The 10,686-nt window shown below is 67.5% G+C and carries 13 protein-coding genes and 2 pseudogenes; 4 read left to right on the plus strand and 11 right to left on the minus strand.

The window, feature by feature from the left end; translation table 11 throughout:
- The first annotated feature begins 88 nt into the window (after positions 1-88).
- Positions 89-1,000, plus strand: coding sequence for a YihY/virulence factor BrkB family protein (locus tag ABIS05_RS09240; protein WP_407074818.1), 912 nt, complete (start codon positions 89-91; stop codon positions 998-1,000).
- On the opposite strand, the gene ABIS05_RS09245 is transcribed toward ABIS05_RS09240, so the two are convergent.
- Positions 971-1,522, minus strand: coding sequence for a DNA-3-methyladenine glycosylase (locus tag ABIS05_RS09245; protein ID WP_348009466.1), 552 nt, complete (start codon positions 1,520-1,522; stop codon positions 971-973). The genes ABIS05_RS09240 and ABIS05_RS09245 overlap by 30 nt on opposite strands.
- A 132-nt stretch (positions 1,523-1,654) precedes the next feature.
- Here ABIS05_RS09245 and ABIS05_RS09250 point away from each other — a divergent pair, with 132 nt between their 5' ends.
- A complete protein-coding gene (locus ABIS05_RS09250; RefSeq protein ID WP_348063243.1) occupies positions 1,655-2,017 on the plus strand; it encodes a hypothetical protein in 363 nt (120 codons plus the stop codon).
- A 39-nt stretch (positions 2,018-2,056) separates the two neighbouring features.
- Here ABIS05_RS09250 and ABIS05_RS09255 read toward each other — a convergent pair whose 3' ends face one another.
- The 10 genes and pseudogenes from ABIS05_RS09255 to ABIS05_RS09300 form a co-directional block, all read right to left on the minus strand.
- On the minus strand, positions 2,057-2,848 hold the full coding sequence (locus tag ABIS05_RS09255; RefSeq protein ID WP_348009468.1) for an ATP-binding cassette domain-containing protein: 792 nt from the start codon (positions 2,846-2,848) through the stop codon (positions 2,057-2,059).
- 1 nt (position 2,849) lies between these two features.
- A complete protein-coding gene (gene ssuC / locus ABIS05_RS09260; protein WP_348009469.1) occupies positions 2,850-3,617 on the minus strand; it encodes an aliphatic sulfonate ABC transporter permease SsuC in 768 nt (255 codons plus the stop codon).
- 2 nt (positions 3,618-3,619) lie between these two features.
- Positions 3,620-4,792 carry an FMNH2-dependent alkanesulfonate monooxygenase gene (ssuD, locus tag ABIS05_RS09265; protein ID WP_348009470.1) on the minus strand — a complete coding sequence of 391 codons (1,173 nt, stop codon included), beginning with the start codon at positions 4,790-4,792 and terminating at the stop codon, positions 3,620-3,622.
- A gap of 1 nt (position 4,793) precedes the next feature.
- The gene (locus tag ABIS05_RS09270) at positions 4,794-5,747 is read right to left on the minus strand and encodes an aliphatic sulfonate ABC transporter substrate-binding protein (RefSeq protein ID WP_348009471.1); all 954 of its coding nucleotides are present in this window, start codon (positions 5,745-5,747) and stop codon (positions 4,794-4,796) included.
- The gene (locus tag ABIS05_RS09275; protein WP_348009472.1) at positions 5,744-6,721 is read right to left on the minus strand and encodes a sulfonate ABC transporter substrate-binding protein; all 978 of its coding nucleotides are present in this window, start codon (positions 6,719-6,721) and stop codon (positions 5,744-5,746) included. The genes ABIS05_RS09270 and ABIS05_RS09275 overlap by 4 nt, the downstream gene beginning before the upstream one ends.
- Positions 6,722-6,850: 129 nt before the next feature.
- Positions 6,851-7,408: an NADPH-dependent FMN reductase gene (gene ssuE / locus ABIS05_RS09280; RefSeq protein ID WP_348009473.1), complete on the minus strand. Its 558-nt coding sequence runs from the start codon at positions 7,406-7,408 to the stop codon at positions 6,851-6,853.
- A 275-nt stretch (positions 7,409-7,683) separates the two neighbouring features.
- Entirely contained in the window at positions 7,684-8,226 is a 543-nt protein-coding gene (locus ABIS05_RS09285) for a PEP-CTERM sorting domain-containing protein (protein ID WP_348009474.1), read from the minus strand.
- A gap of 76 nt (positions 8,227-8,302) precedes the next feature.
- Positions 8,303-8,752: pseudogene (locus tag ABIS05_RS09290) on the minus strand (substrate-binding domain-containing protein); the annotation flags it as partial.
- Between the two features lie 15 nt (positions 8,753-8,767).
- Positions 8,768-8,896, minus strand: a complete 129-nt coding sequence (locus ABIS05_RS09295; RefSeq protein WP_348009475.1) for a hypothetical protein — start codon at positions 8,894-8,896, stop codon at positions 8,768-8,770.
- 105 nt (positions 8,897-9,001) lie between these two features.
- Positions 9,002-9,178, minus strand: a pseudogene (locus ABIS05_RS09300) (transposase); the annotation flags it as partial.
- 87 nt (positions 9,179-9,265) lie between these two features.
- On the opposite strand from ABIS05_RS09300, the gene ABIS05_RS09305 reads away from it, so the two are divergent.
- Both ABIS05_RS09305 and ABIS05_RS09310 read left to right on the plus strand, forming a co-directional pair.
- Complete coding sequence (locus ABIS05_RS09305) at positions 9,266-9,430, plus strand: hypothetical protein (RefSeq protein WP_348009476.1); 165 nt, start codon at positions 9,266-9,268, stop codon at positions 9,428-9,430.
- 863 nt (positions 9,431-10,293) lie between these two features.
- The coding region (locus ABIS05_RS09310) for a single-stranded DNA-binding protein (protein WP_348009477.1) at positions 10,294-10,686 on the plus strand (393 nt) is incomplete at its 3' end.

A 10,686-nucleotide genomic window follows, 5' to 3' on the forward strand; every position in this document is an offset into this window, starting at 1 on the left:
GGGCCTCGTGATGCCACCCAGCCAGGTCTTGAATGAATCCCCCACCGAAGGCGCCAAAGGCGCGCTGGTCGAGGCGTCGCGGTGGTCACTGGCGACCTGGTGGAGCCTGATCAAGTCGTCGCTTTCATGCTGGCTGGACGACTACGCGCCAAGCATGGGCGCGGCGCTGGCCTACTACACGGTGTTTTCACTGGCGCCGCTGATCGTCATCATCGTTTCAGTGGCGGGCCTGGTGTTCGGCGCAGAGGCCGTGCGCGGCGAGGTGTTCGGTCAGATCGCCGGCCTGATGGGTGCCGGGCCCGCCAAGGCCGTGGAGGACATGCTGGCCAGCGTCAGCAAGCCCAGCACCGGCGTGATGGGCACGCTCATCGGCGTCGTCGTGTTGCTCATCGGCGCCACCACGGTGTTTGGCGAACTGCAGGACTCGCTCGACCGCATCTGGCGCGCGCCGGTGCGGCAAGGGTCCAGCGGGCTATGGGCGTTGGTGCGCTCCCGGCTGCTTTCCTTCGGCATGATCCTTGGCGTCGCCTTTCTGCTTACGGTGTCGCTTGTCGCCGGTGCCGCCGTCGCGGCGCTGGGCAAATGGTGGGGCGGCTGGTTTGGGGGCTGGGAGGTGCTGGCCCAGATCGTCAACGTCGTCCTCGGTTTTGCCCTGACCACGGCGGTTTTCGCGCTCATTTTCAAGGTCATGCCGCGCGTCAAGGTCGGCTGGGGCGACGTGTGGGTGGGCGCCTCGGTGACGGCACTGCTGTTCACCGTGGGCCGCTTCCTGATCAGCCTGTACATCGGCAAGACCGGCGTCGCCAGTGGCTTCGGCGCGGCCGGCTCGGTGGCGGTGGTGCTCGTGTGGGTCTACTACTCGGCGCAGATCTTCCTTGTGGGCGCGGAGTTCACCTGGGTCTATGCCCAGCGCCTGGGCTCGCGGCGCCACCTGCCGGCCCCCGATCGCCGCCGTGTCGCGCCCGGCTCGTCAAGCCAGGCGCCGGCTCAGGAACGGTGAGCCGGCCACGCCGAAGCGCCAGGGCAGCTCCGCCGCCTTTGTGATGCCGATGCGCGGGCCACTGGCCACGTCGACGGCCGCTGCGGGCGCGATCAACTGGAACGGCGGCGCATTCAACGTGAGCCCGTCGAAGGCCCGGTCGATGCCCAGCGCCTGACCGACGCGGCCGGGCCCAGCAGCGAGCAGCCTGATGTCGGCCGTGTGCCGCCGTTGCCGCATCACATCCAGGCCGTGCGTCGGCTCCAGCGCGCGGATCAGCACTGCCGCGCCATGGCCCGCCTTGCGGCAGACGAAGTTCAGGCACCAGTGCAGGCCGTAGATCAGGTAGACATAGGCCGTGCCCGGCGGGCCGAACATGGCGCCGTTGCGCGCGGTCGGGCCATTGAAGCTGTGCGATGCGGGGTCGTCCACGTCGTAGGCCTCGGTCTCGACGATGACGCCGCCGACGCCGTCAATCAGTAGCGTCCAGCCGAGCAACTGCCGGGCGAGGGCAACGGGGCTTTCATTGAAATTGGGTGTCATCTACAGGGGAATTTGGGCGCGGCCATTGTGCTGCTCGACGTTTCGGCAGGCGACTAGCATGCGCGAAAGCCGCATCCGAACAACGCCCCCGGGGACTTCTATGTTGAAGACGGCTGCTGCCTGTCGTGCGGCATGCCGACCGTAGTGGCGGACGACGTGTTCGCCTACACGGCGGACGGCCATTGCTATGTGAGCAAGCAGCCGTCGAATGCAGCGGAGATGCATCGAATGATCCAGGCGTTCGAGGTGCAGGACGTGGGATGCATTCGTTACAAAGGCAGCAACCGGGTCGTCCAGATCAAGCTGGTGGCTTGCGGTGAGGCCGAGCAATGCGATCAGCTGGACGGCGACTTGGTGGCGCTCAGCAAAGAGGTTGCTGCAGATCGGGCTCTCCAAGCCACCGCCATCGCGACTACTGCATCTGCACCCGCACCGGCACCCGTAACACCAAGTGCGCTTGGGACCGGAAGAGCGTGGTGGCGATTCTGGGATTGAGGTAAGCAGCCATCACGCTCGCATAGTGGGGCAACCGATTCAGGCGTTCGCTGGATGGCCAATGATGTGCCGCAGCACCCGGTCCTCCAGCTCCGCAAACCCCGGTGCGGCGCGTGAGCGGGAGCGGGGCAGCGCCACCGTCGCGTCCAGCGCGATGCCGCCGCGGTCGATGAGCAGCACGCGGTCGGCCAGGGCGACGGCTTCGGCCACGTCGTGCGTCACCAGCAGCGCCGTGAAGCCGTGGCGCTGCCACAGTTGCTCGATGAGGCGGTGCATCTCCAGGCGCGTCAGCGCATCCAGCGCGCCCAGCGGTTCGTCCAGCAGCAGCAGGCGTGGGCGGTGCACGAGGGCGCGAGCCAGGGCGACGCGCTGGCGCTGGCCGCCCGAGAGCGTTGCAGGCCATTCATCGCCGCGGCCGGCGAGGCCGACCTGGGCCAGCGCTTGCATTGCGCGGGCCTTGGCGTCGTGGCCGGTCAGGCCCAGGGCCACGTTGTCGACGACACGTTTCCAGGGCAGCAGGCGCGCGTCCTGGAACATCAGCCGGCGCTCGTGTTCCGTGCCGGCCTCGACGGTGCCGGCGCTCGGCGCATCCAGCCCGGCGATGAGGCGCAGCAGCGTGCTCTTGCCACAGCCGCTGCGGCCCACCAGGGCGACGAATTCGCCGGGGGCGATGTTCAGGTCCAGGCCTTGCAGCACGTGGCGGGTGCCGAAGGACTTGTCGATGCCGCGCAGTTGCAGCGCTAGGCCGTTGGATGTGCCCCGCGCGGGTGCGGCGTCTTCAATGACCGGGTCACGCGGTTGCACGGGGGTGTCGATTTCGGTGAGCCACATTTCAAGTCCCCTGAAGGGCATAGCCACGGTGCCAGGGCAGCCAGGCTTTCTCAAGCGCTCGCGCGACGACATCGGCCAGCTTGCCGAGCAGCGCATAGAGCAGGATGCCGACAAGCACGATGTCGGTCTGCAGGAATTCGCGGGCGTTCATCGTCAGGTAGCCGATGCCGGCCTGGGCCGACAGCGTTTCCGCGACGATGAGCAGCACCCACATCAGGCCCAGCGAGAAGCGCAGGCCGACGAGGATGGAGGGCAGGGCGCCGGGCAGGATGACCTGTCTATACAACTGCCAGCCGCTGAGGCCGTAGCTGCGCGCCATCTCAATGAGGTCGCGGTCGACGTTGCGGATGCCGTGGAAGGTGTTCAGGTAGACCGGAAAGAACACGCCCACCGACACCAGCACCAGCTTGGCCGCCTCGTCGATGCCGAACCACAGGATGACCAGCGGGATCAGCGCGAGCGCCGGGATGTTGCGCAGCATCTGCAGCGTGGTGTCGAGGAGGGCTTCGGCACGGTGCCAGGTGCCGGTCAACAGGCCCAGCAGCAGGCCGAGGCCGCCGCCCAGGGCCAGCGCCGAAAAGGCACGCGCCGTGCTGACGGCGACGTGATGCGCCAGTTCGCCCGAGCGCAGCAGCTTCCAGAATGCCGCCAGCACGGCGGCCGGCTCCGGCAGGATGCGCACGGAGAGCAGCCCGCTGCGCGACGCGATCTCCCAGGCGGTGAGGATGGCTGCAGGCAGCAGCCAGGGGGTCAGGCGGCGCAAGAACATGGTCAGGATGCCGAGACCGCTTTGGGCACGTAGCTGTTGGCCACCACTTCGCCGAACGGGCCGGTCAGGGCGGGCGACTTGAGCTTCTCGCGCACGTCCAGCGGCAGCAGCGGGAACACCAGCTCGGCAAAGCGGTGTGCCTCGTCCAGATGCGGGTAGCCACTGAGGATGAAGTACTCCAGGCCGATGTCGGCATATTCCTTGATGCGGTCCGCCACCTGCTGCGGACTGCCCACCAGCGCCGTGCCGGCGCCGCCGCGCACCAGGCCCACGCCGGCCCACAGGTTGGGCGAGATCTCCAGCCCGGCGCGCACGTTGTTCTTGTCGAACTGGCCGCCGTGCAGCTCGGCCATGCGCCGCTGGCCGACCGAGTCCATGGTCTTGAAACGCGCCTGGGCGGCCGCGACGGTGGCTTCGTCCAGCTCGGACAGCAGCTCCCTGGCGGCGCGCCAGGCCTCGTCTTCCGTCTCGCGCACGATGACGTGCAGGCGGATGCCGTAGGTCAGCTGGCGGCCGCGTGCCGCAGCGCGCTCGCGCACGTCCAGCAGCTTCTTCTCGACTTCGGCGGGCGGTTCGCCCCAGGTCAGGTAGGTGTCGACCTGCTCCGCAGCCAGGTCGTGCGCGGGGCCCGATGAACCGCCGAAGAACACTGGCGGGTACGGCGTGTTGATGGGCGGGTAGAGCACTTTGCCGCCCTTGACGCTGAGGTGGTCACCGTCGAAGTCCAGCGGCTCGCCGGTGTGCGAACGGGTCAGCAGTTCGCGCCAGATGCGGATGAACTCGGCGGACTGCTCGTAGCGCTCGGCGTGGCCCAGGAACTGGCCGTCGCCTGACAGCTCCTCAGAGTCGCCGCCGGTGACGAGGTTGACGAGCAGGCGGCCGCCCGACAGGCGATCCAGCGTGGCGGCCATGCGGGCGCTCTGCGACGGCGCGACGAGGCCGGGGCGCAGCGCGACGAGGAACTTCAGGTTGCGGGTCGCGTCGATGAGGCTGGCGGCAACGACCCAGGAGTCCTCGCAGCTGCGGCCGGTGGGCAGCAGCACGCCTTCGTAGCCGAGGCTGTCGGCGGCGATGGCGATCTGCTTGAAGTAGGCATGGTCGGCCACGCGTGCGCCGCGCGAACTGCCGAGATAGCGGCTGTCACCGTGGGTGGGGATGAACCAGAAGATCTTCATGTCATGCCTTGATGGGAGTGGCGATGGCGTCGGCCACGCGGATGCTTCGAGGGATGAGGTTGAGCTCGGTGAACGAGTCGGCCACCAGCTGCTGCTCCTTGACGATTTCCGCCGTCAGCGGCCCCACCGGCGCCGCGCCACGGCGCTCGACCATCTTGTAGACCGTGGCCAGCGGCAGGCCGGCGAAGTCGGCGTAGCGTTGCACAGCATCACGTCGGTCGGCGCGGGCTCGGGCATCGGTGTCGATCAGCGCCTGGAACAGCGTCTTCACGAGCGCCGTATCGCGGCCGAGCGCCCGCGAGGCGAGGTAGAAGGTGTTGTTGCTGGTGAGGCCTCGGCTGGTGGCCAGCGCGCGCAGTTCGCCGGTGACTTCCGCTGCGGCGTAATACGGATCCCACACAGCCCAGGCGTCCACCGAACTGCGCTCGAAGGCGGCGCGCGCGTCGGCCGGCGGCAGGTAGACGGCGTGGATGTCGCTCCAGGCCAGACGAGCGCGCTTGAGCGCCTGCACGGTCAGGAAGTGGGCGCTGCTGCCCTTCTGCAAGGCCACACGTCGGCCTTTCAGGTCTGCCAGCGTCTTCAGCGGCGAATCGGGCTTGACGAGCACCGCCGAGCTGTCGGGCTTGGGTGGCTCGGCGCCGACGTAGACGACGTCCTTGCCGGCGGCCTGGGCGAACACGGGCGGTGCGTCGCCGGTGGCGCCGAACTCGACGCTGCCCAGCGCCAGTGCTTCCAGCAGCTGCGGGCCGGCGGGGAACTCGGTCCACTGGATGCGCGTGCCCGGCAAACGTTGCTCCAGCAAGCCGCAGCTCTTCAGCAGCGCGAGGTTGAAGGAGCCCTTCTGGAAGCCGATGCGCAGCTGCTGCGCTTGCCCAGGGGCTTGCGCGCGGGTCCACACGGAGGCCGTCGTCGCGAGGATGGCGACGGCTGCACGCCGCGTCGTCTGCACGCTCATTTGGTGGCCTCGGCGACCTTGACGGAGCCGGGCAGGGCGTCCCCCACGCGGATGGCGTTGGGGATCAGGCCCAGTGCGTGGAAGGTGTCGGCAATCTTCTGCTGCTCGGCGGCGACGGCGGGTGTCAGCGGCTTCACGCCGAATTGGTAGCGCGTCAGGCTCTTCTCGACGACTTCGGGCGCCAGCCCTTGCAGCGGCGCAATGACGGCGGCGGCGGCCTTGATGTTGCTCTTCAGCGCGATGGCCTGGGCCTGCGTGTCCTCGAACAGCGCCTGGATGACCTTGGGCTGTGTCTGTGCGTAGCCGCGCTCGGCCAGGTAGTAGGCGTAGTTGTTGGCAATGCCCTTGCCGTCCTGCAGCAGGCGGGCGCCGCTCTGGTGTTCGACCGCGGCGAGGAAGGGATCCCAGATCACCCAGGCATCCACCGCACCGCGCTCGAAGGCGGCGCGGGCGTCGGCCGGTGGCAGGTAGACAGGCTGGATGTCGCTGTACTTCAGGCCCGCCTTCTCCAACGCCTTCACGAGCAGATAGTGGACATTGCTGCCCTTGTTCAGCGCGACCTTCTTGCCCTTGAGCTCGGCCACCGACTTGATGGGCGAATCCTTGGGTACGACGATGGCCTCCGCCTCAGGCGCGGCCGGGTCGAAGCCGATGTAAACGAACTTGGCGCCCGCAGCCTGCGCAAAGATGGGCGGGGCCTCGCCGACGAAGCCCACGTCGACCGCGCCGACGTTCAGGCCCTCCAGCAGCTGTGGGCCGGCGGGGAACTCCACCCACTTAACGGACACGCCCAGTGGCGCGAGCTTTTTTTCGAGCGAGCCCGAGGACTTCTGCAGCGTTAACAAGCTGGCGGATTTCTGGAAGCCAATTCTCAAAGTGCCGGGAAGCGTCGTGCCGGACTGCGCGGAGGCGTGGAAGCTGATGGCGGCGATGAGCAGCGGCGCGGCAAGGCGGAGGATGGAGCGGAAGCGCATGTGTTGTTGTCCTGTGCAAAAAAGTCCCGGCGCTCGGTCACACCCGATCCGCGCCCGGGCGCCGGGAAGAAGTCGCCGATCCCGTTTAGGTGGCGAGGAGACAAGGAAAGGTCGAGTTGGCTGGTGTGTTCAGCGCCGACAGCTGACCTCCGCACCGATGCGAACTTGCGTTGCCGGAACGATGGGTTCGAGGGCGCGGTCCAGCCGCGCGAGCAGTTCGGGCGCGGGCACATAACCGCCTGATTCATGGCGTTGCAGCTGGGCGTCGGTAGCGAACACGCCGTCCAGCACGTGGCGCGCGCCCAGCGCCGACAGCACGGGCTTCAAGGCGTAGTCCAGCGCCAGCAGGTGTGCCGCGCTGCCGCCGGTGGCCAGCGGCAGCACCGTCTTGCCGCGCAGCGCTTCGGGCGGCAGCAGGTCCAGGAAGACCTTCAGCAGGCCGGAGTAGGCCGCCTTGTAGATGGGCGTGCCGATGATGACGAGACCGGCGGCGGCGATCGCCTCGACGGCCCGGGCGATGGCTGGCTCCTGCGCGTCCGCCAACAGCAGCGCGGCGGCCGGCAGATCACGCACGGCGATGTGCTCGTTGCGCGTCGTCGAACCTTCCAGCCGCGTGACCGCGAACTGCGTCAGCCAGGCCGAGCGCGAGCGTTCACTGGGACTGCCGGAAATGCTGGTGATGTGCATGATGGCCTGCGTGTGTTCAGGCTTTGCACGATAGGGAAGGGCGCTTCTGCGCGGAACGAAGGAAAGCGGGGATGCTTATTCGTTCGCTGTGCCTGGCGCGCTTGAGGCGTCAGGCGCGTGCATCGACGTGAAGCGGCCACTGCCGCATGCGCTGATCGCGAATGGCTCTGCTCGCGACACTAGCCGCTGCAAGCGGTGCTTGGTTTTCGACACCCACGCGCAGTTTGCGCGGATACCCGGCCCAGGCTTCGTGCCGAGCATGCCGGGCCACTCGATCAATTGTTAGCGCTTGAACGTGCCGTGCGTTTCCTGCACGCTACTGCAATTCCGGCGAGTGCTGCGCCGGCGAGCATCAAGGCCGAGGTCGATGGTTCCGGGACGGGTGCCGACAGCCCGGTGTACAGCTCAAAGACGGGCGAATCGGCTGGTCCGGAGGCCACGCCACTTGCGAAGAAATAGCTGCCGTTGAAGAAAATTCCCAGGCGCGGCCCCATGTCGAACCCATTCAGGTTGACCTGGAGATAGGCGGTTGTTTCGAAGAGGGCATCCTCCACCCCGAACACCTGCAGGAACGAGCCGTTGTTCACTTGCACGTTTTCGGGTCCGAGCTGGGCCAGCAGGGTTCCGCCGCTCGCGCTGTTGTAAATGCCATGCGTGAACGTGATGAAGGGCGCCGTGATCCTGTTGCCAGAGCCGTCGAAGAGCGCGCCCGTCACTTCCAACGAGGTCGGCGTGGCCCCGGCTTGAGACAAGCTCAGAGTCAACGCTGCGGCAGCGACCGAACGACCCAGAAATGAGAACAACGAGATTTTTGCCATGGGGAGTCTCCTGAAGATGTGCCTGCATCAGGTGCAAGCCGTTCAGTCTGCTCCGCACGTGAGCCAGGCCGCGCCCCTAGTTTGCAGACGCATCGCCCGGAAGGCGGGGCGCCGGGGACGCAACGCACTGGTCCTCCGGCGGGAATCGAAAAGTCGAGCTATGTATATGATTCTGTTGGAATAAATTCGCAACGATCCGGCTCGGTTCCCCCTGTTGTTCCCCGCGCTTGACGTGCTGCGCGTGCAACCAATCCCAACAAACTCTAGACACTATCTGCCCGCCCGGAAAAGCTTCCGCCGATGGGGCCCCTGCAAAAGTCGTGATGATTTCCAGCCGGGGTGGCAAGCCGCCGAGTAACGTAATGCCGGCCAAGTCTTGCAGTTCGCTGAGTTGCTGGAAGCCGATCTCGACCTTGCCGGCAGCGATGAGCTGGCCCACCGGCACGCCCGCGCCAGCCTGCACGAGGCCGGGTGCGAGCGTGTCGGCCAGGTCCATGCGCGCCAGCAGTTGCAGCAGCGCGCGGCCGCTGGGGCCGGTGGATTAGCCAATGCAGCTCGCAGCCAGCAGACTGGTGCGCAGCGCAGCGCCCGAACGGGTCTCGGGCTGCGGCGCGCCCTCGCGCACGGCCATCGCCACTGGGGAGGCGGCCAGGGGCTGTGGCGCCTGCACCAGCTTCTCCTAAGCGAGCGCAGCCATCGCATCGGCAGCCAGCACGATGACGTCGAAGACCTCGCCGGCCTGCGCGCGCCGCGCCGCGCCGACGCCGCCAGCCGGGCCGCTGAGCTTGCCGGCCCGGCTGGCTTTGACCCAGTTGAACAAGGTCTGGTCCACCACGCCCAGCGTGCGTACCGCCGCTGCGATGCTCTGCCCGCCTTCGACCAGGCGCACCGCCTCTTGCTTGAACTCCAGCGTGTAACGCGCCCTGGCAGCGCCAGTCTTTGTCTTCGTCATTTCGTTTCCTCTTGCTTGAATTGAATCACTCAGCAAGGGATACGTTTTTCGGGGGCAAGGTCAGTTGTCCGGCGTGCGCCGCGGGTCATGGTCAAGGTGACCGGCGGCGGGCGCGGCATGAAGGCCATTGCGGCGCACTTCCGCTACATCAGCAAGAACGGTCGGCTGGACATCGAGGACCAGCGTGGCGAGACGATGCGGGGCAAGGACAGCTTGCACGACCTCGCGGATGAATGGCGTTTCGGCGGGTGAGTCCACTGTTGCCAAGGTTTGAGAGGTTGACACCGGATGGGCTGGAGCAGGTGCTGCCAGGGCTTGGTGAGGTACCGCCTATGCCAGGTCTCGGTGGGCCTGGGCGTCTCCCCGCTGTGCGGGGCCGGGCTGTTGCGCTGCGCGTCGGGCCACCGAGGTACGTTGTCTCGCCCCTGACGGGCTGCGATCCCTGACGCAACACGGTCAGGCCGGCGTTGCCGGCTGAAGCGTGGGGCGGCCCGTTCCCGTGCCCGGGGGCCAGCAGGCTGTTTCCTTCACGCTGCGCGCGAAAGGCCTGCTTGGCGAACTGACCGGTCTTGATTCAGTGCGCTGCGCGCTGGTCCGGCCAGATCGCCACCCCGGGCACCCGCCAAGCCCGCAGCCGGGCCGCTGAATTCAGGGATGCAAGCCAGCGATCAGCGGCTCGACCGTCGCGCCAGTCGTCCGCTTCGCTACCTTGGTGTCACGCCGGCCGCAGAGCCGCCGCTGCCCGTGATCGTTCGGTCGGCTGCGCTGCAACCGCTGCGCCAGGCAAGCTGGCACATCGGCCGCGACGCTGCGCCGCCCGTGGGGAGGAGGGCAGCTCGTGCGCCAGTCGTCCCACCGCGCTCCCCCCAGCTGCGCCCCCGTCCCTTGTGAGGGGGACTTGTGGGGGGATCTTCATAGCGGTGGGCCGGGAAACCGGCTCACTGCTTCGGCTGCCGGGGTCCAAACATCCATCCCCAACCCCTTCCCGCCGGAAGGGGCCGTGCCCACCCCCCGCCCGCCCGTGGGCGGGTGCGAGGAAGTCCGAGCGAGAGGATCAGTTTTCAGGGAAACCCGGACCGGGCCCCGGCTGATCTCTCACGCAAGGAGATATGGCCATGGCCAACGTTCAAGTGTTCCAACGTCACGCGCATCTGGTGGGCGCCGTCAAGCTCGAATTCGTCAACGGACGCGAGGGCAAGATTGCCAAGGGCGTGCTGACCGCGATCAGCAACACCCGGCGCGCGAGTCGTGATGGAGGTGAAGCCCGCGAGGAGGAGTCCACCGCGATCCAGTGGACGCTGTGGGGCAAGCAGGCCGAGAACGCCGCCGAGTACATGGGCAAGGGCTCGCACGTCAACATCGTCGGCCGGCTGCGCAACAACAACTACGAGAAGAACGGCGAGACCGTCTACGGCATGTCGTTCACCGCCGAGGAGATCGACTACCTCGACAGCCGCGCCGAAAGCGAAGCCCGCCGCCATGGTGGCCAGGGCGCCGAGGGCGAAACG

This window comes from Roseateles sp. (assembly GCF_039929605.1).
Lineage (GTDB): Bacteria > Pseudomonadota > Gammaproteobacteria > Burkholderiales > Burkholderiaceae_C > Pelomonas.